Origin of the sequence: Bacillus sp. EB01, from assembly GCF_000613125.1 — a bacterium.
GTDB lineage: Bacteria > Bacillota > Bacilli > Bacillales > Cytobacillaceae > Bacillus_D.
This window is the reverse complement of record NZ_HG964497.1, coordinates 2,651,189-2,676,366: the sequence shown is the minus strand read 5'-3', so window position 1 is coordinate 2,676,366 and position 25,178 is coordinate 2,651,189. Positions and strand designations below refer to the sequence as shown.

Genomic DNA, 25,178 nt, shown 5'->3' with positions numbered 1-25,178 from the left:
TTTTGTACATTTATTTACTCTTGCTCAAAAGTTGGTCTCCTTTAAGTACTTTTTGATACAACGCAACGAGTTCATCAGCATTCTTTCTGGCATCATAGTGTTCTTGTACACGGGAACGCAGCTCATACCCAATCTTTTTAAGGTTTACGTTTCCATACAGATACTCCTGAATTCCCGCGACAAGGTCTTCAACGGATTGGGGTTCAATTAAAAGCTGGCCATGCTCCCCAAACAACTCCGGGACATCGCCAACTCTGGTACAAATAACTGGCACCTTTAAGGCAAGTGCCTCTATCACAACCGTTGGCATGCCTTCCCGGTAGGAGGGAAGTACGAATATATCGCTGGCAGCCAAGTAATCTTTTACCCTTTCATTTTCTACCTGTCCGATTAGGAATAGCCGTTTATTTAATTCCGGATGCGATTTTAACTTTCCATAAGCTGGCCCATCCCCGACATAGACAGCAGCAACCTCTGCTGGCAGTTCCTCAAGCGCCTTGGCAAGTTCGAAAACTCCCTTTGTCTCTGTTAATCTCCCGATAAATAAGACAAGTTTTTTATCAAGCGGAAGTGCCAGCTGCTTACGAATTTCCAGCTTAAATTGCTTTGGTTCTTTAAAGCGGGATAAATCAACCCCGATTGGAAGAAAGGAGCTATCTCTTCCGCTCATTGCTTTCGCTGTTACTTGCAAATTTCTGCCCACTGACACGACATGGGTTGCTCCTTTGACAGACTGGAGAAATGCTTTCATCGCACTATTGCTATAGTGTGGATAGACATTTACATCACTGCCATGCAAGGTTAATAGCCAGGGAAGGCTTGTTGCTTGAGCGACAAGCCTAGCAGCTCCTCCAGAGGGCATGGCAAAGTGTGCATGAATCAAGTCGGACTCGATGTTGAATTCGATTATCGTCTTTAATACAACGGCAGCTATTCTTTGGTCAGGCTGAACCCACCTAAGCTGCCCCGGAAATGCCGTATAAGGAGGCCGATAAACTGTAATACCTTTACGTACATACCTGAGTGGCATGTTATCCAAGACCCGGTACTTTTTTTTCATATAACGGATTACCACCGGGTTTCTTGGTACCGGGCAGATGACAGTAACTTCAATACCTAGCCTGGCGAGCGCCTGTACTTGTGTTTCATGAAAAACTCCGCTCCCGGGCTGTTCGGGGCTTGGATATACACTTGTTATCCATAAAACCTTCATAGTTGGCCGGCCTCCTGTCCGCTTCATGACTAATGAGATAAACTGCGGATAACATTTGTAAAGGAGTAGTACTTATCAAGATAGTGGAAATGTTCAATCCATTTCACACCACGATTGATTTGCTTGCTATTGGTTCATTTTTGCTTTTAGTTCTACTTGCGTTCGAAATCAACGCGCTCCCTCACCAGTAAAAAGAATCTTGAATGTCTTCATCATAATTTTCATTTCAAACTTGAACGCTAGTTTCTGAATGTACTCCAAATCATATTGAAGCTTTTCTTCAGGTGTAATATCATAGCCGCCGTTTACCTGGGCAAGCCCTGTCAGTCCTGGTTTAACGAGCAGGCGTTTTTCAAATCCTGCAATCTCCTGATTGAACTTCTTTACAAAAACGGGCCGTTCAGGTCTTGGCCCAACAATTGACATGTCTCCCTTTAAAACCAATAGCAGTTGCGGCAGTTCATCAATCCGTGTTTTTCGAATAAATGCACCCACCCTGGTAACACGGGGATCGCATTTCGCCGCCCATCTAGCACCTTGCTTTTCTGCATCCATTCTCATCGACCTGAGTTTAATGATTTTAAAGGTTCTGCCATTCTGGCCAACTCTCTCCTGAAAATAGAAAGGAGAACCAGGGGTCTCCAAAATGATTAGCAGAGCAAAAAATAAGATGACGGGAAGAGACAGCACAATGCCGAAGCCACCAATTACAATATCAATAATTCTCTTTAAATAGAGGTATTGATATGCATCTCTTGAAAGTGATAGATTGGAGATTTCTTTGACTCTTGCATAATCGTGATAGAAATTGTAGGCCTTTTCTGTACTCACAAACACACCACCCAAGCCACATTTTGTAACTGACATATAGAGTTTAGCCCTAATTCGTGAAGAAGATATTGAGTCTTTACTAATACTTTGTAAGGATTGTTAAGATTTTTCTAAAAATTTGATTTCTTGTAAGCTTTTTTACGCCTGTGTAAATTTAAGAAAGGAAAAGTGGAGGATATATAATAGAAGGAAAAGGGGACTGACCAATCACAAAGTGTTACATTTTTGTCATAAAGGTAACCTTTCTGATTGGTACTTTGAAGAAATAAATAAGTAAACCATTTCTTTTTCATCATTAATGTTTAAAGGTGTGCAACTTGGTGACAGGGCGGTCATTCGGAATCGAAAACACCCCTTGACGAAAAAAAACACCGGAATTAGGCTCCGATGTTCTTTTTCGTCATGTAGTTAGACTTTTTCTAAACCGGCTGCTTCTCAACAGGGTTGCTTTTTACATAACCATTAAGATTATTCAACTGCCATCTCCATGAATCCGTACACATTTCTTCAATTTCTTTTGCGGCGTACCACCCAAGCTCATTTTTCGCTTTCTCTGGATTAGCAAAGCATTCGGCAATATCACCTGGCCTGCGTTCGGTTATTTTATAACGGATCGTTTTTCCGGTTGCTTTCTCAAAAGCCCGGATCACCTCGAGGACACTATAACCTTTTCCGGTGCCCAAGTTGTATGCATTGAATCCTGTTTCTGATTGTACTTTTTCTAATGCTTTTAAATGTCCAAGGGCCAAGTCAACAACATGGATATAATCTCTTACACCCGTACCATCTTTTGTTGGATAATCAGATCCAAAAACCTTCAGCTCTCTTAATTTCCCGGCTGCTACCTGGGTGATATATGGCATCAGGTTATTTGGAATTCCATTGGGGTCTTCCCCGAGAAGGCCGCTTTGATGCGCCCCGATTGGATTGAAGTATCGAAGACAGGATATGCTCCACTCCGGATCTGAAATATAAAGATCTTTTAAGATTTCCTCAATGAATAGCTTGGATCGGCCGTACGGGTTCGTCGACCCCAGGGGAAGATCTTCCGGGATAGGAACTGCTTTAGGAACTCCATACACAGTTGCCGAGGAACTGAATACCATTTTCTTTACCTCGAATTTTTTCATAACATCACAAAGGATTAAGGTGCCACCCACATTATTATGATAATAGCGAAGTGGATCCGTTACCGATTCTCCTACAGCTTTTAGTCCGGCAAAATGAATGACAGCCTCTATCTTATTCTCGGTAAATACTGTTTCAAGGGTGCTCTTGTCCAATAAGTCAGCTTCATAAAAAGGAAAATCTTTACCTGTTATTTGTCTTATTCTTTCTAAAGCCTCAGGATTGCTATTTGTAAAGTTATCAATTGAGACAATGTCATAACCTGCATTTAGAAGTTCCACACACGTATGAGACCCAATAAATCCTGCGCCACCGGTAACTAAAATAGCCATACACTACCTCCAAAAGTTATATTCGTTTTTCTGCATTAGCCAGGAACAAAGTGACATTAAATTAAAAGCTCAGATAAAAGGATATATTTACATTACCATTCCCTTAATAATATTCAGCCAAGATAGTGTTAAGTCTCCGTTATTTTTATGTAAAATAAATGGCAAGACAGGGATAGTACTACAATCTATAAAAGAAATTTTTAATGGAAAAGCTGTGTTATAGGAGAAAGTTTATTTACAAATTTGATTTGCAACGCCAGTAGCGGAAATCAACAAATTTGTTTTAACACACCTTTTGAAAAATGAACAAACTATTTCCAAACAATTAATTAATCTGTAACAAACAGCAAACAAGTTGATTCACGGCCAAATTAGTTTTAACTTTGAAGTAAGGGTTTTATTTTGGAGGAGATTTTATGAGAATTCTTGTCATAGAGGATAATGAAAGTGTATGTGAAATGATCGGGATGTTTTTCCTAAAGGAAGGAATAGAAGGCCAGTTTGTCCATAATGGGCTTGAGGGATATAACCGCTATAAAGCGGGCGGATGGGATTTACTGATTGTCGACTGGATGTTGCCAGGCATGGATGGTGTGACGCTTTGCCGGAAAATCCGGCAAGAAAACAGTTCAGTGCCAATTATTATGCTTACTGCAAAGGATAGTGAATCGGATCAAGTGCTGGGGCTTGAGATGGGCGCGGATGATTATGTAACGAAGCCATTCAGCCCTTTAACACTAATGGCCAGAATCAGAGCTGTTGCCCGCCGCTATCAAAATACGGCTGAAGGCACGCAAGAACCAAGGAATGTCATTTCAACAAAGCATTTTGTTATTGATAAAGATACAAGGGAAGTCAATTTGGATGGAAAAACGATAACAAACTTGACACCAAAGGAATTTGACCTACTATCCTTCCTGGCAACCAATCCAAGGCAGGTTTTTACTAGAGACCAACTGCTTGAAAGGGTTTGGGGCTACCAGTTTTATGGGGATGAACGAACGGTCGACGTCCATATTAAACGCCTCAGGAAAAAAGTTGGCACAAGCGCACAGCCTTTTTTCCATACCGTATGGGGGGTAGGCTATAAATTCGATGAAACGGTAGACATAAATGAAAATTAAGTACTTTTATCAGCAGTTATTCAGCCATATCGGGGTACTGATTGCAGCATTCCTCGTCCTCAGTCTGCTGTTCACCAGTTATGTTGAAAAAGTTGTATTTCAAAATAAAACAGACGAGCTGCTTGAATACGGACGAAATATTCTCATCGACCTGGGGCGCAGCGGGCAAAACCCAAGAGCAGTTGAGACGGTCATCAATCAATATGCAAGGGTGCTGTTTGGAAGGGATATTCAATTCAGTGTATTTGAGGTAAATGAAAATCGTGTTGATTTGCTGAATCCAATTGACTGGCGTGGCCCAGCAATTGTTTTGACTCAGAATGACTGGGAACAGCTTCGTTCTGGAAGTCCAGTAGTAATCAAGTCAGACTTGAAACGCTATAATCAAAATGTATCGATTGTAACCGTACCTTACATTACGAGTGGTGGATTCGTTGGTGGTGTTCTGTTAATTTCCCCAGTTAAAGGTCCTAGGGAAATGATTAGCGGTATCAATGAATATTTGCTGTACACAGTCTTGATTGCACTCGGCGTTTCCTTCCTTCTCAGCTGGCTACTATCTAGAATTCACGTAATCCGCATCAAGCGTATTCAAAAGGCTGCTTCTGCGGTAGCCGCAGGAGATTATAGTGTCCATGTGCCTTCTTCACATTTCGATGATGAAATCGGAGAGCTTTCAAATGATTTTAACCATATGGTTGATAAGATTAGTCAGTCCATGGAGGAAATCGACAGCCTTGAAAACAGGCGAAGGCAATTCATGGCGGACGTCTCCCATGAAATGCGGACTCCGCTTACTACAATTAGCGGGATTATTGAAGGGCTCAGGAATGATATGATACCGGAGCAGGAAAAAGAAAAGGGCATAAACTTGGTGAGCAAAGAAACGAAACGGTTGATCAGGCTTGTTAATGAGAACCTGGACTACGAGAAAATCCGTTCCAACCAGGTCATATTGAATAAGGAAGAAATTCAGCTTGCAGAAGCTTTTGAAATTATCAAGGAGCAGCTCGACATGCAGGCGGAGGAGCGCGGTAATAAAATCGAGCTCAATGTTAGTGAGGATATTATGATTTTTGCGGATTATGACCGGCTCCTACAAATTTTAATTAACATTACCAAAAATAGTATTCAGTTTACTACAGATGGAAAGATCAGCCTTACCGGTTATGAAAAAGAAGGCTACAGCTTTATTGAAATTGAGGATTCTGGTATTGGAATTGACGCTTCCGAAATTGAGAAAATATGGCGCCGTTTTTACAAAGCTGATACATCGAGAAGGAACAATCCGTATGGTGCTTTCGGTCTCGGGCTTTCGATTGTAAAAAGGCTGGTGCAGCTCCATGACGGTGACATCCGTGTAGAGAGTCAAAAAGGAAAAGGAACGAAATTTACAATTGTGATCCCAATGCCAAAAGGTTATTGATTCTGCTGCAGGGAAAAACCCTGCAGTATTTTTTTCGGCTTTATAAAATGAACTTATGTAATGAAGTTAGCTGTTGATTTCGCTTCGCAAAGGGAAGCTTCCAAAAATCATCATCGAAGTGAGACAAAGGTAAGTTTCTAGGAATATCCTGGGCACGGATAGGTCGAAATTTACCTGGCATGAGCTGCTTCACTTTCCAAAATTCCCGCAGCAACTATTATTTCTCCTATCCCCATTTCTTATTACAAATTTAAAAGCCTTGCCTCAGTTTGTTAATAATTTGTTCATATCTCCGGTCTATCCTTAAGATAAATAAAAAAGAAGCGGGAGGTATACATGATGGATGATTTTAATAAAAACTATGGACCATTCCTTCCAGAACCTCAGCATCAGCCTGAGCAACGCCAAGAACAGAAGACAGAAAAGAAACCAAGTAAATTCAAACGTTTCCTTTCGACTGTTTCTGCAGGGATCATTGGGTCTGCTGTTACTTTGGGGGCAGTTTACTATACAGATTTCAATCCTTCTGGTTCCGACCAAGGGATAAAAGCAGCCGAAACGGAGTCTATCTCCAACGCATCAGCTAATCTTGTACCGGCTGCTACTACTAGCAATGGAGAAGCGGGTTCGATTGCAGATATGGTAGAGAAAGCATCCAAGGCAATTGTTGGGATTGTCAATATTCAGGAAAATAGCAACCCGTTCACTGGAAATCGTGGAAGTGTAGAAAGTGGTTCAGGTTCGGGTGTAGTTTTTAAGAAATCAGGAGATTTTGCCTACATCGTGACCAATAACCACGTCATTGAGAATGCAACAAAGGTAGAGGTCTCCTTCTTCGATGGAGAGAAGGCAACTGCTCAAGTTGTCGGAGCAGATGCATTGACCGACCTTGCAGTAATAAAAGTTGATGCAAAATATGCTTCACAAACTCTCGACTTTGCAGATTCATCTACCCTAAGACCTGGGGATGAGGTATTTGCAATTGGAAATCCGCTGGGCTTGGACCTCTCAAGGACTGTTACCCAGGGAATTGTCAGTGCGATAGACCGCAGTATTGACGTATCAACTTCAGCAGGTCAATGGGAATTGGATGTTATTCAAACAGATGCAGCCATAAATCCAGGGAATTCTGGTGGTGCATTAATTAATACAGCAGGCCAGGTTATTGGTATCAACTCTCTAAAGATATCTAATAGTGGAGTTGAGGGTTTAGGTTTTGCCATTCCAAGTAATGATGTCGTTCCAATTGTTAATGAATTGATTGAAAAAGGGAAGGTTGAACGCCCATATCTAGGAGTAAGCCTTGCTGACCTCGAGGAAATCCATGCTTCCTATCTTGAGAATCTCCCTGATGGGGTAAAAGCAGGAACCATGGTCACATATGTCCAGCCTGGATTTGGTGCCGATAAAGCTGGCATAAAGCAGCAGGATGTGATTGTTGAAATTAATGGCGAAAAAGTTGAAAATTCATCTGCGCTACGCAAATATTTGTACTCGAATGCAGAGGCGGGCGAAAAAATAACACTCACGTTTTACCGTGATGGAAAAAAAGAAACAGCAGATGTGATACTGACTGGAGATAGTATTGTTCATTAATCCTGATGTTACTGAGGCTGTTAATGCAGGATGAATTTCGAAAATGATCTTTGGAAGAGCTGTTTCATAGACGCAAACAGCTCTTCGTTTTGATGAAATATCACATATAAAAATAAAGTGAAATCCAGGGGGAAAATATATGAAAAAGTTTATGAACAAGAAAGTACTAACGATAGTAGGCGGAATTGTTATTATTGCAGTATTTGTTCTCGTTTCTGCAATTTCAGGACCGAAAGCAGCTGCTACAATTGATGGTGAAAAAATCACCAGGGATGAACTGAATACGAAGCTAAGTCAAGCATATGGGAACACTATGCTTGAAACGATGATCAATAACAAGGTTGTCGAACTTGAGGCCAAAAAGGAAAATGTGGCTGTTACCCAAAAGGAAATTGACGCTGAGTTTGATAAACTTGTTGAGGCTTATGGCGGAGACGAGGCTATGGATGCGGCGCTTGAGCAAAATGGTGTCTCCAAAGAAATATTGAAACAGGATATTGGGGATTATTTATTGGCGGACAAGCTAATGAGGGAAAAGATAAAGATTACTGATGACGAAATGAAAACATTTTTTAAGGAAAATAAAGCAAGCTTTAATACAGAAGAGCAGGTGGAGGCAAGCCATATTCTTGTGAAGGACGAAAAAACAGCCAAGGAAGTGAAGGACAAACTTGATAAAGGAGAGGACTTTGCTGCGCTTGCTAAGGAGTATTCCACAGACACGGGAAATGCGGAAAGCGGCGGGGAACTTGGCTTTTTTGGCAAGGGTGACATGGTAACGGAATTTGAGGATGTAGCCTTTAAGTTGGATGTTAACCAAATAAGTGAACCAGTTAAAACCGAGTATGGCTACCATATTATTAAAGTTACCGACAAGCAGGCTGCAAAAGAGGCAGTTTACGAAGAGAGCAAGGAAGATGTAAAGGAACAGATCTTCCAGCAGAAATTCCAAACTGAGTATCCGACATGGCTGGAAGATGCAAAAAAAGAATACAAAATTGAGACATTCCTAAGCTAGAAAATAGGGGCCACTTATGTGGTCTTTTTTGTGGGGGTACCTGGCACCACCCGGATTTATTGTTTCACATGCAGTAAAAAGCGGAACTACCGTACAAGAATTAGCCTTTGTATACAAAACAAACATCCGTGGGGCAGTAACCCCACGGATGTTTGTTTTTCTTTATAAAGTAAATTATGCCTCAACAGTAAGCTGGATGCCAAGGCCTTCAGCTACACGGGTTCCATATTCTTTATCAGCCTTCAGGAAGTGCTGGATTTGACGAAGCTTGATTTCTTCGTACTCAACCGGCTTCATTGCAGCAACGATGTTGGCAACAAGGCGATTTCTTTCTTCTTCGCTCATCAACCGGTAAAGGTCGCCAGCTTGAGTATAATGGTCGTTACGGTCGTAAGCTACAGATTGTGCCTCACCGGAAACAGCGAATGGAGCAATTTTGTTCTGCGGTGTTTCAACGGGACCGCTGAAGCTGTTTGGTTCGTAGTATACGGAGCCGCCTCCATTATTGTCGAACCTCATTTGGCCGTCGCGCTGATAGTTGTTCACTTCCACACGTGGACGGTTGATAGGAAGAAGGTTATGATTTGCTCCTACGCGATAGCGATGTGCATCCGAGTATGCAAATAAACGCCCCTGAAGCATTTTATCAGGTGAAGCTTCAATACCAGGCACAAAGCTGCCAGGTGAGAAGGTAGCCTGCTCAACTTCGGCAAAATAGTTTTCAGGATTTTTGTTAAGAACCATTCGGCCAACTTCCTGAAGAGGATAATCCTTTTGGGACCAAACCTTAGTAACATCGAATGGATCGAAACGATATGTGTCAGCATCCTCTAGAGGCATGATTTGAACATATAGGGTCCATGCAGGATAGTCGCCTTTTTCGATTGAGTTGTGCAGGTCTTCAATATGATAATCAGGGTTTATGCCAGCAATTTCAGCTGCAGTTTCAGGTGCTAGATTGGCAATGCCCTGTTCTGTCTTGAAGTGGTATTTAACCCAGAATGCTTCACCTTTTGCATTGACCCATTTGAAGGTATGGCTGCCAAAACCGTGCATATGGCGGAAAGTCGCAGGAATGCCGCGGTCAGACATTAGGATGGTTACCTGGTGAAGTGATTCTGGCGAGAGAGACCAGAAATCCCAAACTGCATTAGGATTTTTCAAGTGAGTCTTAGGATCCCGCTTTTGTGTATGTATGAAATCAGGGAACTTGATTGCATCGCGGATGAAGAATACCGGAGTATTGTTGCCTACCAGGTCATAGTTGCCTTCCTCGGTATAGAACTTTACTGCGAAACCGCGAGGATCGCGTACTGTGTCAGCAGAGCCGAGCTCACCAGCCACTGTTGAGAAACGGATAAACATCGGAGTCCGTTTGCCTACTTCGGAAAGGAAGTTAGCTTTTGTAAATTGGGATACGTCCTTCGTTACTTCAAAATAGCCATGCGCTCCTGCGCCCTTGGCATGCACGACACGCTCAGGAACACGTTCCCGGTTAAAGTGGGCCAGTTTTTCAAGTAAATGAACATCCTGGATCAAAGTAGGTCCGCGATGTGCCGCAGTAATTGAGTTTTGGTTATCTCCAACTGGTGCACCCCAGCTAGTCGTAAGGTTTTTTCTGTTTTCCATTTTACAGCCTCCCTAACAAATGTAATCATAGTAAAAATGATATTAATTAAAAACAACTATCATTTTATAATTATTATAATTTAGGATTCTTTCTATCGTCAATTTTTTTAACTAAAAATACAAATAAAATTTTCGAGATAAAGAAAAGCGGGAATAAAAAGGTATTAATAAACATGTAATTGATTTTCAAACCACCACTGTAAAGTTTCGTAAACTGCAGCGGAGTAAGTTGGGAAAAGCAACATTGAGAATAACGATGATCTATGAAGGAGTCTTCGCGGCTTCCATAAAAAATCATTTTAGTAGCTAATGAAAAAATAAAAACAGCGGTCCTTCTAGGTCCGCTGTTTCTCAATTAATAACAATCGCTTGGCTGCCCATTTGCTCCCAAGCCTCTATGAAGTTAGTTTTATCAACTTTAAGATTCTTTGTCCCATACGGGTCGTTTACGTAAATATGGCTTTCATCATAACCAGTTATTGCAACGCTGTGCATATTAAAAGTAATTTGTACGGGCCCATCGGGTGTTTCCCATGTTTCGAAATTACCTTCTCCAAGAGGGGCGTAAATTGTATTGATAATTACCCAGACAGGTTTACTTTCGGAAAGCTTTTCAATTACTCTATCAAAAGATTGGCCAGTGAGATTTTCTACTCGTTCCCCTGCATACTTTTTTGCCAGGTTAAAAATAGGTTTATGATAAACACCCAAACCAGGCCCATTTTCCATATCGCCAACAAAGCCGGCATTCGGATTTCCCTTTTTACCGTTCCCGTAGTTTAGGGGAACATTCTCAATCGATTCAGCTAATTCATTTTTGGATACATCGATTCCTTGAAAGGTTAATATCATTGCCAGGCTTGTTACTTCACAACCATTATATAGCCTCGGAGCTGCCATCTGTTTAAATAATGGTACATCGAGAATCATTTTATCAGGTAGGGAAATTGGAACCTCTTTTAAAGACAATGTTCGTTCTGCTTCTGGTGCTTCCGTATATGTTACTAGTTGTTCAGGTGGAGCGGAGGAGGCTTCTTCCTTATATGGATTATCAAATGCGGCTACTACAACAACAGAAATACATGCTAATGCAACGCCCAATTTCCAAATTTTTTTCATTCCTGACCTCCTCGACAAAATGCTTCAATAATTAACAAAATTTTATTCCCTTTATACCAATCTATCAAACTTTTTTAAAAAAGCTAGTTTTTAGAGAAAATTGAGAATTTCCTCCTATAGTTAATGTGAAGTAAACAAAAAAAGTGCGGGGAATGCCCGCACTTCATGTGAAAATAGTCTTATTCAGCAGCTTGAGTAGCTTGGATTTCAAACGAAATTTTAATTTTATCGCCTACAAGGACTCCGCCAGTTTCTAATGCGGAATTCCATGTTAGTCCATAGTCTGCACGGTTAATTGCACCTGTACCGCTGAAGCCAACCTTTTGGTTGCCCCATGGATCTTTTCCAGTTCCTTCATATACAACTGCAAAAGTTTCTGGTCTTGTTACACCACGGATCGTCAAGTCGCCAGTTACATCATATTCGCCTTCGTCTGTTTTTGAAATGCTTGTTGCGGTGAACGTAATTTTCGGGTTGTTTTCTACATCAAAGAAATCGCCGGAACGAAGATGGTTGTCACGATCTGCATTACGAGTGTCGATACTTGCTGCATCCACAGTAAAAGCGAGTTCGGCTGTAGTCAAATCAGCTGGATCAGCAACCACTTTAGCATCAAAGGATTGGAATGTACCCTTAACGTTTGCAATCATCATGTGTCTTACAGAAAAGTCTACGCTGCTGTGTGCCGGATCAATTGCCCATTTTACTTTTGTCATTTGTTTCTCCTCCAATTTTTCGTTTAATTAAAAAATCTTTAATTTGAGATAACTTAACTAAAATTAATTATATTAGGGTTTATGATAACTGTCAATTCTTTTTAATAATTTTATTTAGGAAATTTTTAAAAGTGAAAAAGGAAATACAGAATGATTCATTTCAGTGTTAAAGGGTATATTATAAGTGGCCAAATATTACATCATTGTGAACAATTCTCCTTTAGCTTAGGCTAAAGGAAATTGTTGGACTATAATGATATGGGCAGACTAATTAAAATAGGAGGATTAAAATGGCTAATAATCTTACAGCAATTGTCAATAAGCAAGTAGCAAACTGGAGCGTTTTATATATTAAACTCCATAATTATCATTGGTATGTGAATGGACCGGAATTCTTTACTCTGCATGCAAAATTCGAAGAGCTATACAATGAGGCAAATCTTCATATCGATGAATTGGCAGAAAGGCTCCTTGCATTAGGGGACAAACCAGTTGCTACAATGAAGGAAATCCTCGAATTGTCTTCGGTAAAGGAAGCGGATGGAGGAGAGAGTGCTACTGACATGGTCATGTCAGTCGTAAATGACTTTTCCGTTTTGATTGGTGAGTTGAAAGAGGGAATGGATCTCGCAGCCGAAACTGGTGACGAAACTACTGGGGACATGCTGCTAGCAATTCATGCAAGCCTTGAAAAGCATGTATGGATGCTGAACTCTTTCCTAGGTAAATAATAAAATTTTATTGGACCCTGTAAAGTGACCTTAAAAAGGACCACTGCACAGTAACGGGTTCAGTTACCTGTCACAAAAGTATAATATGTAAGGCAAATAGACCAGCAAATTGTATTTTAATTTGTTGGTCTATTTTTATTGATATATGGGCATTAATTTTACTATTACCTTATTTTTTGTTATAGAATTTGCATATCAAAATGTAGACTTACAGAAACTTCTGTAAGTATGCAAATTGCCATACATTTTAACAGTTAATTTACCTCACAAATAAATTAAGGGAGTAGAAAATTAGTGAAGATTAAGCCGAGGTACACCAGTACAGAAGAAACCACATTTAAACTGACACTAAAAACAAGAAAAATATTAGAACACTATTCTGAATATACAGGGTTAACCCCTGCACAGATCTTAGAGGAAATGGTTCCGGAATTATTAGGTGATGAAGACTTTATCGAATTTGTGGAAAGTAAACGGAGTAACCTGAGGATGAAACGTGAGTTGGGGTTAGTGAATGGTTAAAATTAAACGGCTCGCTACTATGGATGATTCCATTATTAGCATTGATCCCGGCATATCTCCTGAAGAAGTTAGGAATCGGCAGCTTGATTACTGCATTCTTTCTGATAAGAAGATGAAAACCAAGTATATCAAAAGCATATATCGGCCGGTACACCTCCACTGGAAGAAACAAGATTTTGTCATTCAGTTAAATTATTGCTCTAACCCTTTTTGTAAAAATCATAATGAGCCTCAGACCAAATATGAAGTGGGGAAGAGTCATCGATATGGATTAAGCGGGAAAAATGAACGTGTATTAAGATGCACGCCTGATCCAACCGACCCAGAGGGAATACCGACTTTAGGGTGTTTAACAAAAACCTTTTCCAATTGGTCTCTAGCAACCGAAATAGAGAGGTTAATTCGAATTAACTCTGTTGTTCCATTGGAGCCGGAATACAACTTCCATAAAGACGATTGTGATAACACGGATTCATATTTTGACAATTCGAAGGCTTTTTATAAGCGTGGGATAGCTTCATCTAAAGCACAGAAAATTCAATGCAAAACGTGTAAAAAATACACGAATCTATTGCCCGATAAAACCAGAACTACTTCTTATAATCAAAAGAGAAACGACATTCTCTTACAGTTTGCAAAACATTTGATTAATCGAGTTCCAGTTTCGAGTACTTGCGATATATTGAACATTGGAAAAGGAACTTTTTATGAGAAGTTAGAGTGGTTATATCGGTGCTGCATTGAATTCCTGGAAACTAGAGAAACCAAAAAATTGAGCAAAAAAACATATCCACGCATATGGTTGAACACAGATATGATGGCTTATTACCTCAATAACGTTAGGAAGAAAGGGCAAAAAAGACTACCGGGTGAAATTCGAGAGAAACAGATTCAAACACAAATTGTCATAACCACGGATTTAATCTCACGATATGTATTTCGAGCAGATTTAGCTTATGACTGGAATATTGACTTTTCAAATATACAATCACAAACAGAGCTGTATAAAGATGATCACTTACCGGTTGAATTACGTAAGTTCGCCAAATACACTAAGTTTTCCTATTATCCAATGAAACCAATAGCAACCGACACACAAACTATGGATGATTATAATAATGAATTGGCAGAGTTTATACGTAGAAGTAAGTACGTTGACGGATTACACGTCAATCACACTTATACAGTTATGGCCCAACTTTTTCTAATCAAACAAATGATTAATACGGATAAATGGAGAGTCGTAAGCGATGATGATATGGTCTTGAAATCCGCAGTGAAGAAGATTTTTTCAGATGAAATAAAAGCCGGGGAGCTGCACTATTTCGTCAACACTTTTGATAAAACGCTTTCCAGAGAAGATGCTTATAGTGAATATATAGAGTCTAATAAGTATTTAAACGAGTGGGCAGCAACAAATGGATTTGAGGAATCCTCGTTTTATGACAAAGCGGTTGAGTATATGACGAGAAGGCTGTCAACGCATAAGTTTTTTGAGGAAAAGATGGCACCTAACGGTACACCTTATGTAGTTCATAAGTCTAACAAGATAGAACATCCTTTAGCGATGGCTGACAGGGGCAATCGTTTTATAGATGTTATCACAGATACATCTATGCTTACCGATGAACATTTAGCACGATTGATTGTCAGAGCTAATGATAATTCAGTAAATGCTTTCCTTCAGGAAATTAGGCGAAGTTTATCATTTCTTGAAAGACCGCTAGTTACCTCTAGAGGGGACGGGGTATCTCACATTTATTCAAACTTTAACCCCAAGTATGCACAGATGGCCGTGACAATATTAAGGACCTTTTATAACTTCTGTAAACCAATAAAATCCGGCAACACTTTACAGACTCCAGCTCAACGCCTTGGTATATCGGATAAGGTATATACTTGGGAGGATATTATATACAAAAGATAAATCGCTTAACGGGACCGTTAAGCGATTTATCTTTATTTACATATGGCCTTCTTCAACTAAAGCACCCGTTAGTTTAAGTACATTTTTTCACAAATTTAACTATTTTGGAAGGAGGAATACAGCAAGAGTTACTTAGTAAGCCCTTGAATCCTTAGGGTTAACGTACATATATTGTTAATCCGTATATCCCTGTCCGATAAGTTCTTGGTTTTCAATGCTTGCATAGAAAAGCATATTATTATTGCTTGTAGTGCTTTTTATAGGGAAGTCAACAATATACACTTCCTTCCCGATGTATTCTCCTTTATCAATCTTACCCATACCTGGTTTTAAGGTTAGTTTACTAACTTTTGCATCTTTCCAAGACCCATCTATTCTATCTTTATTTGAAACACTTAGCTGATTCCACACAGACTCTCGGACATCTCTTTTTGTTACTTCTTCGGCTTTTTTTGAATTTTCTTTAGGGGCAGTATTATCTGTACCTGAACAAGCAGACAACCCAATCAAAAAGGAAAAAATTAAAAGTGAAAGTATACGATTTTTCATCTTACCACTCCTTCTGTTTACAATAAATGGATAAGTACATTTTAACACCCTTAGAACCTATAATGAATACAAGTTTAAGAATATTTTCTGAAATCCTTATATCCCATTTGAAACTTTTTATTCAAATCCTTATTGGACAATACTGCCCCGTTTGTTCAAAAAGCAAAAAATGCATTAATCCTCTTGTGATTAACGCACTCGATAGAGTAGCCTAAACTACGTATTTAAATTGGTAATTAATCTTATTTTAAATTTCTGACCAGTTTTAAAAATAACAACATAAATTAGGTACCCGATAACCACACCTAATAGATTACAAATAACATCATCTATATCAGTAATTCGTCCCCATCCACCACCAAAGGATTCTAACAACTGAATAAGTTCAATAGTTACCGACACAGCTAAACCTAGAATTGCAACTGATTTTAAACCTCTAATCTTATTACTTACAATTGGCAGTAAAAATCCAAAAGGCATTAATAATAAAATATTTCCAACAACATTTCTAACAATAAGTGAAATCATAAAGAAAACATCACCATCATAAGCAGTTCCTACCTGACTGATATTCCTAATAATTGATACAAGGGGCACAATATTTATTGAGCGGAAAAAATTTTTGTAGTCCATTTCAAAACCTATTGGTATAGGAAATAAAGTAACAGAAACAACCAAGCATATGTAGATACTAAATAATAAGTTAATAATTTCCTTAAACCAGTATATTGTTTTTTGGTTTCTGTACCTTCTTACAATAAAAATGGATCGAACTATAAGATAGATTAGCATTCCCGCAGCTACAAACAGACTGCCATTTATTAACACCAACTTATTCCACCCCTTTCTCACTGACTCCAATACCTAATTTTACCATATATGTTTCTTAAACTAAACTGCTCCTTTAGCTTAATAAGGAATTCAACAAAAAGGTGCCTTAATCCTTCTTGGATCAAAGCACCCTATAGTGGGATAAGGGAAAATTAAATTTTATCATCTTTGTGCCATTTATCATCGCCCATAATCCTATCAATGATGTGATTATCCGCCCAAGCTGCCGCTACTTCTAATTTTTCACATTCCGATTTTGTTGCACTTCGAATTTCACCTTTATGGTAAATGGAATATTCACCTGAAATACTATCAATGATACAAGAAGGAGGCGGAAATGCTTCATCATCACTTTTAAAAGGGCGATTTTCTACAACCGTCCAATCTCCTGACTTTAGAACATATTTATATACACCAACAATAAATTGGTACTCCTCATCCTTTGGAATGTCTTCAATATTTTCTCCGATGTATTTATAAATTCCTATACCAGCATCTTTAAATATTCTACCGAAAGCATATTTGCCATTAGGTAAAGGTATAGCATATACATCCCCAATTTTGATTCGGGTACGTTTCTTTCCTGTCATTTAAAATTACCCCATTCCTAGAACATATTGATAATAAGTTCTACGTTTTGACTCGTCATCTCCTTCTTGTGCTAACCTGCCACGTTAGTGTAATAAGAAATTCGATAAAAAGGGGCGTAAATCCTCCAATGTAATAATGTTTATATGTGCTCAATAAATAAAAGGACCAAATCGCCGGCATAGCAATTTGGTCCACAAAACCAATAACATATTTGAATACAACAAACATTACATTTTACATTGTAAATTAACTTTTTGTGATAGGTATCCGAACCCGTTAACTGCACAGGGTCTTTTTATGTAAACGGGCAAGTGGGAAAACAAGTAATGCGATAAAATATATGGAGAAAGAAAGGAAGAGTTATCTGTGTTTAAATTTGTGCAAAAAAAAACGGCCAATTAGGCCGGTTACGATAAGGAGAAGATGAGATTCGAACTCACGCGACGGTTGCCCGCCCTAGCGCATTTCGAGTGCGCCCCCTTGAACCACTTGGGTACTTCTCCAAATATTGGAGCGGGTGAGGGGAATCGAACCCCCGCCATCAGCTTGGGAAGCTGGAGTTCTACCATTAAACTACACCCGCAGGTAGACTATACATATAAATGGTCGGGAAGACAGGATTTGAACCTGTGACTCCTAGCAGTCAGCAAATCAATAAAAAATAACGATGCGGATGAGAGGACTTGAACCTCCACGGGGTTGCCCCCACTAGAACCTGAATCTAGCGCGTCTGCCGATTCCGCCACACCCGCAAAAGAAAAAAGCAGCACAATTAATATATCATAATAATAACAAATTGTGAAGAAAAAAAATTAGTATCAAGTGCGAACTTATTTGTTAAGAATTCGTAAATTCATGTAAATCAATTGACGAAACTGTCGTAAATCTCATATAGTATTGGTAACAAGTTGAATATTTCTTTTCTCCTAAAGGGGAGTAGCTTTTACAATATGGTCGTCATTACGGGGCATTCGCCTTCGGCCATGTTGGCAGCATTAGTGTTGTTAGCAAGACCTTTACCTGACTGGTAAGGGTCTTTATTTTTTCTTTGGAAAGCCTTTGCCAATTAATATGGTAAAGGCTTTTTTTGTTTTCTTGTAAGGGAAACGAGGGGCAAAAGGAAGGCTTGGTCAATTGATTATACGCAATTTATGATGGCAGGGAGGATACAAAGTGAGAAAGCCAATCAAGGTATCATTTTTAGATCTTGTAGAAGCAAATAAAGATGAGTTACTGGAGAATAAGGAACAGCTTGATGAAATAGAAAAAAGAGTCGAAGAGAAATTAGCAAATATTGAATCGCATGGCCTAAAGTGAAATCATCAAACAATAAGGAGAATGAAGTTTGTTGCTTAGAAAATATTTAGCGTATGCAGGCATTGGTTCAGCTTCTATTGATTTAGTTCTTGGAAAGGCTGAGTGCAAGCCGGGAGATGTAGTAGATGGTTTCTACTTAATAAAAGGCGGCATTGTTGAACGTAAACTTAAGCGGATTGATTGTGACGTAAAAATAGATGGGAATACGGGGGGAATGGAAGAAGTCCTTGATTCCATAACCATTCTTACAAGTAAAGTAATTCCTCCCAATACTACAAAAAACATACCTTTTTCATTCCGTATACCTGAGTCACTAGAAAGTAATGCTAAAGGCAAAAAGATTTGTTTTAAAACCACCCTGTCCTTTAATAAAGGGATCGAAACAACGGATTATGATTATATTACTATAATTTCACCTAACCTGGAGGTATCATAATGGAATTTTCAATTTTACTTGAGTATGGCTGGGTATTGCTATTATTAATTGCCATTGAAGGACTTCTCGCAGCCGACAACGCGCTAGTCCTGGCTATCATGGTTAAACATTTGCCGGAAGAAGAAAGAAGAAAGGCGCTCTTTTATGGTCTTGCAGGAGCATTCGTTTTCCGTTTTGCTTCCCTGTTTATTATCTCCTTCCTTGTTGATGTATGGCAGGTTCAGGCAATTGGCGCCTTATACCTCCTATTTATTGCTGCCAATCACATTCTGCGAAAACTGGTCTTTAAAAAAGAAAAGGAAAAGGAAACAAAGCCGAAGAAAAAATCCGGGTTTTGGGGAACCGTATTTAAGGTTGAATTGGCTGACATCGCCTTTGCTGTCGACTCAATACTTGCTGCTGTGGCCCTGGCTGTCAGCCTCCCCAATACCAATTTGCCACAAATAGGCGGCCTTGATGGTGCCCAGTTCCTCGTCATTTTTGCGGGCGGGCTAATAGGACTCATTATCATGCGTTTTGCAGCAAACTTCTTTGTTAAATTGCTTCAAACAAGACCTGGTTTGGAAATTGCTGCTTTCGCGATTGTGGGCTGGGTTGGTGTCAAGCTTTCCGTTTACACACTATCTCATCCGGCACTAGGGATACTGCCAGAAGGCTTTGCAACTTCAACTGGATGGAAACTAACATTTTACTTCGTACTCGTAATAATTGCGCTCGCAGGTTGGTTCTTGTCAAAGGAAAAAAAGGACCCTGAAAAGGAATTGGAAGGGCATATTTAATCAATTGCAACGGGACCTGAGTGGTCCCGTTTTTTTAATGGGGGTGACTGTCACTCCTCGGTTTTTCTTGTTCCACAGTGTTTTGTTCCACTACCGGTAAGCGTGGAGGTGCCTTCAAGAAGTACACTTTTTATATGTAAGTAGAAAAAGGATATTACTGGAATTCGTGTATCGATTTTTCCAAAGGGGTAGATTAAGATAAAGATGGCTGGAACAAGTTTAGAAGGGGGGATATTGTGGTTATTATCCAGGTAAGGAATGTATATAAACAAATTACCGGGACTGATAGTGAGGGAATGTCAGTTTTTCTATCAAGGAAGCACCTTCAAGGGTTGTTGAATTGGGTGAGGACGCTGCCTCCTCTAATACGATCTATTCCTAACCGGTAACTATTGAAAGTGACAAATATAGTCCTGTTAAATGTATTTCCAAAATCAATCAGCGAAACGCATTGTTTGAAAACCAAATCCACTAAATGGTTATAATGGAAGAAGCAAAATCATCTTATATGGAGGAATCATCATGTTTATGGTTAAGCCAGTCGGAAGGGTGCTCAATTCTCGCAAAACACCAGAGGATGATCATTGGGGAGAAGTCACATCCGTTATTGAAATGAACGAAATCCTCGATGGTAATTGTCTGGAAGGAATCGATGATTTTTCGCATCTGGAGATTCTATTTTTGTTCCATCTTGTCAGTGAAGACAGTATTGAAACGTGTGCGAGAAGGCCGAGAGACAATCCTGATTGGCCAATGACAGGAATCTTTGCGCAAAGGGGAAAGAACCGGCCGAACCGGATCGGCTCTACTATTGTACGTCTTTTGAAGAGGGAAGGAACTAAGCTTACCGTAGCAGGTCTTGATGCGATAGATGGCACACCGGTGATTGACATTAAGCCAGTGATGAAAGAATTTTTACCAAAAGATGAAATCAGGCAGCCTTCCTGGTCGACAGAATTAATGGAAAATTATTGGAAATGAATAAAGAGCCTTTGCCCGGTCCGGCAGAGGCTCTTTTGTTTAGCCTGTGTATTCATAGTAATCCTGGGCATGATAGGACTTGAAACCGACAGATTCATACAACCCAAGGGCATGGGTATTCTTCGCCTCGACCTCAAGGAACACGGGAAATCCACTCCTATGTTCTTTTTCTATAATCCAGGCAAGAGCGTTGCGGCCAATTCCCTTACCCTGGTGCTCGGGAAGAATAGCAAATCCATATATCCAAGCCTCTCCATCATGGTGATCTACACGCATTTTTCCTACCGGGCTTCTTTCTGCTTCAATAATATAAGAATCTTCATTACTGGAAGTTCTATATTCTTTGTAAAATTCTTCCGCCTCTTGCGGGGTGAAACCAAAGCATTCGATTTCGAGCCGGATTTTTAGGGCAGTGTCTTCTTCTGTTGAAGGGCGGAGCAGGATTGCGGGATTCGATTGCGGCAGTTTTCCCTCCCATTTCATTTGGTATTCGGTCATATGATGATGGTTCGGTATCTTAGTTAAAAATTCTTTTGCAGAAGATGATCCAGCTGGTGCATTCAAAAGGATTTGTCTGGTGCCCCTGAGTTTCGATTCAATTATCCCTTCCTTAAGGAGCTTTGTAAAAATCCCTCTGCGCCTATAATTTGGATGCACCATCCCGCAAATTTCAGTCTTATTTCCGAAGCCGTAAATGCCAAGAAATCCGACAAGATTCCCATCCTCATAATGAAGAAAATCATCTTTTCTGCCTTCCATGCGTGCGGAGAGCATCTCCCAATTCAGTTTTAGGCCAAAGTTGCCTTCTTGTTCGCATACTTGTTGCAATTGTTTTATTTCCTTTAGCTGGTTTACAGTTAGTACCAATATGAATCCCCCTCGAAAAAGAGGCCGCAGCCAATTCTATCTTTGAAAAATAACCCTTTACATTATTCTTTGTCCACAAGGTGGAATCCTTTATTCCCTGTGACAAAATTGACAAATAACCTGGAGATAAGCGGTAATGTCTTTTGCAGGTTGTAAACCAAGTAAAAATAGCGGTCCTCCTCAAAGCCTTCTATAGAATAGAGATTTACAAGGTTTTGATCTGCATAATCCCTTGCTGCAATTTCCGACATGACTGAAATTCCGATTCCCTGCCTGACAAATTGGATTAAGCTCTGACCCGAATCCGTATAGGTAATGATATTTAAATGGTCCTTAGGCAGACCGTTTTTTTTCAAGAACCGTTCAAAAATAGAATTGGTTCCAGAATCGGAATGCCTCATAACAAATGGATATGAGACCACATCCTGAATCTGTACCTTTTCCTTCAGTTTTAACTCTAATGGGGTAACAAGTACTAACTTTTCTTTTAAAAGTGGGAAGTATTCGAGTTTCTCATTTTCATATTTTTCACCAAGTACACCGAAATCGACAGATCCGTTTAAAACCTTATCTGCCACAGACCTTGAAGGGAATTGAGATATATTGAACATGGCAGCTGGATATTCATTCCGAAATTGCTTCACCATTTTAGGGAGTATGAACTGGGAGGGAACTGAGCTTGCCGCCATTCTGATAACGCCACGGAATTCTGTCATTCCCTGGTTCAGGTCAAGCAGGGCTTCGTCTTTCATCAGCAATAGCTTTTGAGCCCAATGGTAAAGTCTTTCCCCATGGGGAGTGAGGATATTCTCACGTCCAACTCGGTCAAATAGTTTGACGTTCAGCATTTTCTCTAAAGATTGGATATGGGAAGAAACGGTTGATTGGCTAAGGAAAATTTCCTCAGCAGCTTTGGAAAAACTCTTATGCTCGACTACTTTTGTAAATACAACTAATTGATGGAAGTCCACGGGTTTCGCCCCCTTATTTATAAAAACGATAGAAGGTATCGAAAAAATAGATATTTTTAGAATAGCATTCTGGAAGATTTTTGGAAAGAGTTAAATTGAAATTTATGTATCAGGACTTATTAACAAGGAGCTGAAGTGAAACCTTAAAGAAGAATTTTCGTATGGCTTATGACCAATAGGTTTTACATAATGCTTTTAATCAAGGAAAATAAACTGAAGAGGTGAAGCTTTTTGGAAACGAATGAATGGCTCAATAAAGAACTGGAGGCAATCAAGAGGTGGGAAAAGGATCAAAACGGAATGATGATATGGGACCGGATTGGCCGGCTCCCTTATAAGCTATTGGACAAAATTACACCGAAGTTTATTCATGAAAAAATCGGCGTGCTCCTCGATGAACTGGGCAGTTACGTCCAAACTGGGGGAAGGTATCTAATAAATGAAAAAGCTGCGTTCAAACGCCTTGAGGCAAGTGCTGGAAAACCAGTTGAGTCTTTAGGCGATGCTGCCCAATTGCCGCTTTCTGCTATGGATCAAGCGAGTGCAGAACTAACAAATCAAAGAAAAAAGGTCGCTGCCTTTCAAGGCGCCAGTACTGGGATTGGCGGTATTTTTACTCTCGCCGCAGACATTCCGGCGCTGTTAGCCATTTCACTAAAAACATTACAAGAGATTGCCCTTATATATGGATATGATCCAAAGGTAAAAAGTGAGCGGATCTTCATAGTAAAATGCCTGCAATTTACATCTGCTGATATTGTCGGAAAACAGGCTATACTAAACAGCCTGTCCGCAAATGAGCGTCAGGGTGAAGTCATGTCGGAGATTCAGGGCTGGCGCGAAGTTGTGTATGCCTATAGGGACAGCTTTGGCTGGAAAAAGCTTTTTCAAATGGTTCCTGTAGCGGGAATTATTTTCGGCGCATTTACCAATAGATCGGCAATTGCAGACCTTGCGGAGACAGGGCGGATGCTCTATAAAAAAAGAAGAATCCTTGAACGACTGAAAGATATTCAAAATAGTGACATCTAAAAACATCGATTTACGTTGAGAACCAATGAAGTTTTCAACACTGACTTCGATTCCCCTCAAAAGCCGGGTTATTTTCTCCCTGTGTCCATAGGGCAGCATTTCATACTTTGGACCCGAATGCCAGGTATGAATAATTCTTGCCTTTTTCCTAAACCTATGCGTAAAAGGAGGTTTTTGGATGCAAAATGAAAAGGATATTGTGATCAAGGAATTAAATGCATTCCTCCAAGGGCAGTACATGGGAATAAGGGCATATGAACATCTGATTGCGAAGCTTGAGGATCCTGAGATCAAAAAGGAGTTCCAAACGATGCAGCAAGACCACCGCCTTCATGCTGCCATGATTTCCGAGAGAATCCAAACTCTTGGAGGGGTACCAGTAAACAACGAGGGACTGACAGGGAAAATCCAGGGATTCATTAGTCAAATCATGATGCCTGAAAGCACAGAAAATATCATCAATATGGCGATCAAAGGTGAGGATTTGTACGGTATCCAATTATCGGAGGAAATTGTAAAAGGTGATCTGGATCCCGAAAGCAAGAACATGGTTGAAAGCATTATTGATACCGATAGGCGCCACCTGGATTATTTGAAAAAACTTGTTCATTAAGCAAGGCCCGGCATAATGAATATGCCGGGTCTTTCTTTTGTTATAAGATAGAGAATTTACTTGTCCATCTCAAAAAAGATGATCCTTCTATATAAGTTGGAAGAGGGCCTGTCAGTTTGTACGGCGATACCCACTAGAAAGCTTTCCAGAATACTCTGGGAGGGAAAGTTGTTCCTAAGCTGTCATAAGGGAGCTGCCGCTTTTGTTTTTTTGTATTTGCTTTTTATAAAGAAAACAAGCACAATCAAGAAAGTGAAATTGTTGAAAACAGGAGAATCTAAATGTCAGAATTTATAAAACTGGGTATATCTAAAAAAGTTACAAATATAATGGCTTCAAACGGGATAGCCGTTCCGACTCCAATCCAGGAGAAAGTCATTCCCCTTGCACTTGAAGGAAAGGATATCATTGCACAGGCGCAAACGGGAACAGGAAAGACTTTCGCTTTTCTATTGCCAATCCTCGAAAGGCTTGAGCTCGATGCAGCCCATATTCAAGCCCTCATTGTAACGCCGACTCGTGAGCTTGCCATCCAAATTACTGCTGAGCTTGAGAGAATTGTTAAAGAACTCCATGATGTTAGAGTGTTAGCAGCTTATGGGGGTCAAGATGTAGACAAGCAACTGAAAAAACTGGATAAGGGTGTCCATATCGTTGTTGGAACACCTGGCAGGCTGCTTGACCATATCCGGAGGGGAACAATTAGGTTAGATGAACTTTACACCCTCGTCCTGGATGAAGCCGATCAGATGCTCCATATCGGTTTTTTGGATGAAGTTGAAGCGATCATTCAAGAAACTCCACCAACTAGGCAAACTATGCTTTTCTCTGCTACTATGCCCCCTGAAGTGCGAAAGCTTGCACAAAAACATTTAAGGGATCCGCAGTTTATTCAGGTT

Annotated in this window: 25 protein-coding genes and 3 tRNA genes; 14 read left to right on the top strand and 14 right to left on the bottom strand. The window is 39.9% G+C overall.

All coding sequences use genetic code 11. The annotated features are described in order from the left end of the window. Positions 1–10 precede the first annotated feature (10 nt). From tuaC to galE, 3 genes are all read right to left on the bottom strand, one after another. Positions 11–1,213, bottom strand: a complete 1,203-nt coding sequence (gene tuaC / locus TY16_RS12330) for a teichuronic acid biosynthesis protein TuaC (protein WP_043932226.1) — start codon at positions 1,211–1,213, stop codon at positions 11–13. Between the two features lie 168 nt (positions 1,214–1,381). Further along, positions 1,382–2,044 (bottom strand): sugar transferase, encoded by a 663-nt coding sequence (locus TY16_RS12325; protein WP_043932225.1) that lies wholly within the window; start codon positions 2,042–2,044, stop codon positions 1,382–1,384. 419 nt (positions 2,045–2,463) lie between these two features. Next, complete coding sequence (gene galE, locus TY16_RS12320) at positions 2,464–3,504, bottom strand: UDP-glucose 4-epimerase GalE (RefSeq protein WP_043932224.1); 1,041 nt, start codon at positions 3,502–3,504, stop codon at positions 2,464–2,466. Positions 3,505–3,920: 416 nt separating this feature from the next. On the opposite strand from galE, the gene TY16_RS12315 reads away from it, so the two are divergent. The 4 genes from TY16_RS12315 (at position 3,921) to TY16_RS12300 (ending at position 8,668) form a co-directional block, all read left to right on the top strand. Further along, positions 3,921–4,628: a response regulator transcription factor gene (locus TY16_RS12315; RefSeq protein ID WP_043932223.1), complete on the top strand. Its 708-nt coding sequence runs from the start codon at positions 3,921–3,923 to the stop codon at positions 4,626–4,628. Beyond that, entirely contained in the window at positions 4,618–6,054 is a 1,437-nt protein-coding gene (locus tag TY16_RS12310) for a sensor histidine kinase (RefSeq protein ID WP_043932222.1), read from the top strand. Before TY16_RS12315 ends, TY16_RS12310 begins: the two co-directional genes overlap by 11 nt. A gap of 339 nt (positions 6,055–6,393) precedes the next feature. Further along, positions 6,394–7,650: a S1C family serine protease gene (locus TY16_RS12305; protein ID WP_155922234.1), complete on the top strand. Its 1,257-nt coding sequence runs from the start codon at positions 6,394–6,396 to the stop codon at positions 7,648–7,650. Between the two features lie 139 nt (positions 7,651–7,789). Next, positions 7,790–8,668, top strand: coding sequence for a peptidylprolyl isomerase (locus TY16_RS12300; RefSeq protein ID WP_043932220.1), 879 nt, complete (start codon positions 7,790–7,792; stop codon positions 8,666–8,668). A gap of 174 nt (positions 8,669–8,842) precedes the next feature. Here TY16_RS12300 and katA read toward each other — a convergent pair whose 3' ends face one another. The 3 genes from katA to TY16_RS12285 form a co-directional block, all read right to left on the bottom strand. After that, on the bottom strand, positions 8,843–10,297 hold the full coding sequence (katA, locus tag TY16_RS12295) for a catalase KatA (RefSeq protein ID WP_043932219.1): 1,455 nt from the start codon (positions 10,295–10,297) through the stop codon (positions 8,843–8,845). Positions 10,298–10,648: 351 nt separating this feature from the next. Further along, the gene (locus TY16_RS12290) at positions 10,649–11,416 is read right to left on the bottom strand and encodes a C39 family peptidase (protein ID WP_043932218.1); all 768 of its coding nucleotides are present in this window, start codon (positions 11,414–11,416) and stop codon (positions 10,649–10,651) included. 179 nt (positions 11,417–11,595) lie between these two features. Beyond that, a complete protein-coding gene (locus tag TY16_RS12285; protein WP_043932217.1) occupies positions 11,596–12,132 on the bottom strand; it encodes a YceI family protein in 537 nt (178 codons plus the stop codon). A 290-nt stretch (positions 12,133–12,422) separates the two neighbouring features. Between TY16_RS12285 and TY16_RS12280 the strand changes: the two genes are divergently transcribed. The 3 genes from TY16_RS12280 to TY16_RS12270 all read left to right on the top strand — a co-directional run bounded on the left by TY16_RS12280 (position 12,423) and on the right by TY16_RS12270 (position 15,312). Further along, positions 12,423–12,863 (top strand): Dps family protein, encoded by a 441-nt coding sequence (locus TY16_RS12280; protein ID WP_043932216.1) that lies wholly within the window; start codon positions 12,423–12,425, stop codon positions 12,861–12,863. 294 nt (positions 12,864–13,157) lie between these two features. Then, on the top strand, positions 13,158–13,385 hold the full coding sequence (locus TY16_RS12275) for a hypothetical protein (RefSeq protein ID WP_043932215.1): 228 nt from the start codon (positions 13,158–13,160) through the stop codon (positions 13,383–13,385). Next, complete coding sequence (locus TY16_RS12270; protein ID WP_043932214.1) at positions 13,378–15,312, top strand: hypothetical protein; 1,935 nt, start codon at positions 13,378–13,380, stop codon at positions 15,310–15,312. Before TY16_RS12275 ends, TY16_RS12270 begins: the two co-directional genes overlap by 8 nt. A gap of 174 nt (positions 15,313–15,486) precedes the next feature. Here the strand turns inward: TY16_RS12270 and TY16_RS12265 are convergent, their stop codons facing one another. The 6 genes from TY16_RS12265 to TY16_RS12240 form a co-directional block, all read right to left on the bottom strand. Next, positions 15,487–15,861 (bottom strand): hypothetical protein, encoded by a 375-nt coding sequence (locus TY16_RS12265; RefSeq protein WP_043932213.1) that lies wholly within the window; start codon positions 15,859–15,861, stop codon positions 15,487–15,489. A gap of 216 nt (positions 15,862–16,077) precedes the next feature. Next, positions 16,078–16,692, bottom strand: a complete 615-nt coding sequence (locus TY16_RS12260) for a VanZ family protein (protein ID WP_043932212.1) — start codon at positions 16,690–16,692, stop codon at positions 16,078–16,080. A 152-nt stretch (positions 16,693–16,844) separates the two neighbouring features. Then, the gene (locus TY16_RS12255; protein WP_043932211.1) at positions 16,845–17,282 is read right to left on the bottom strand and encodes an Imm26 family immunity protein; all 438 of its coding nucleotides are present in this window, start codon (positions 17,280–17,282) and stop codon (positions 16,845–16,847) included. Positions 17,283–17,698: 416 nt separating this feature from the next. Beyond that, positions 17,699–17,786, bottom strand: a tRNA-Ser gene (locus TY16_RS12250). A 6-nt stretch (positions 17,787–17,792) separates the two neighbouring features. Then, a tRNA-Gly gene (locus TY16_RS12245) sits at positions 17,793–17,866 on the bottom strand. A gap of 85 nt (positions 17,867–17,951) precedes the next feature. After that, positions 17,952–18,035, bottom strand: a tRNA-Leu gene (locus TY16_RS12240). 421 nt (positions 18,036–18,456) lie between these two features. Between TY16_RS12240 and TY16_RS25680 the strand changes: the two genes are divergently transcribed. From TY16_RS25680 to TY16_RS12225, 4 genes are all read left to right on the top strand, one after another. Continuing rightward, the gene (locus tag TY16_RS25680) at positions 18,457–18,600 is read left to right on the top strand and encodes an FbpB family small basic protein (RefSeq protein ID WP_081772961.1); all 144 of its coding nucleotides are present in this window, start codon (positions 18,457–18,459) and stop codon (positions 18,598–18,600) included. A 28-nt stretch (positions 18,601–18,628) separates the two neighbouring features. Next, positions 18,629–19,036 carry a sporulation protein gene (locus TY16_RS12235; protein WP_043932210.1) on the top strand — a complete coding sequence of 136 codons (408 nt, stop codon included), beginning with the start codon at positions 18,629–18,631 and terminating at the stop codon, positions 19,034–19,036. Beyond that, positions 19,036–19,815 carry a TerC family protein gene (locus tag TY16_RS12230; protein ID WP_043932209.1) on the top strand — a complete coding sequence of 260 codons (780 nt, stop codon included), beginning with the start codon at positions 19,036–19,038 and terminating at the stop codon, positions 19,813–19,815. Before TY16_RS12235 ends, TY16_RS12230 begins: the two co-directional genes overlap by 1 nt. A gap of 522 nt (positions 19,816–20,337) precedes the next feature. Further along, the gene (locus TY16_RS12225; RefSeq protein WP_043932208.1) at positions 20,338–20,796 is read left to right on the top strand and encodes an SAM-dependent methyltransferase; all 459 of its coding nucleotides are present in this window, start codon (positions 20,338–20,340) and stop codon (positions 20,794–20,796) included. 39 nt (positions 20,797–20,835) lie between these two features. Here TY16_RS12225 and TY16_RS12220 read toward each other — a convergent pair whose 3' ends face one another. Next, complete coding sequence (locus TY16_RS12220) at positions 20,836–21,663, bottom strand: GNAT family N-acetyltransferase (RefSeq protein WP_043932207.1); 828 nt, start codon at positions 21,661–21,663, stop codon at positions 20,836–20,838. Positions 21,664–21,725: 62 nt separating this feature from the next. Then, entirely contained in the window at positions 21,726–22,634 is a 909-nt protein-coding gene (locus TY16_RS12215; protein WP_043932206.1) for a selenium metabolism-associated LysR family transcriptional regulator, read from the bottom strand. 231 nt (positions 22,635–22,865) lie between these two features. Between TY16_RS12215 and TY16_RS12210 the strand changes: the two genes are divergently transcribed. The 3 genes from TY16_RS12210 to TY16_RS12195 all read left to right on the top strand — a co-directional run. Then, on the top strand, positions 22,866–23,666 hold the full coding sequence (locus TY16_RS12210) for an EcsC family protein (RefSeq protein ID WP_043932205.1): 801 nt from the start codon (positions 22,866–22,868) through the stop codon (positions 23,664–23,666). A gap of 178 nt (positions 23,667–23,844) precedes the next feature. Continuing rightward, positions 23,845–24,279: a ferritin-like domain-containing protein gene (locus TY16_RS12205; RefSeq protein ID WP_043932204.1), complete on the top strand. Its 435-nt coding sequence runs from the start codon at positions 23,845–23,847 to the stop codon at positions 24,277–24,279. 281 nt (positions 24,280–24,560) lie between these two features. Then, on the top strand, positions 24,561–25,178 hold a 618-nt coding region (locus TY16_RS12195; RefSeq protein ID WP_043932202.1), incomplete at its 3' end, for a DEAD/DEAH box helicase.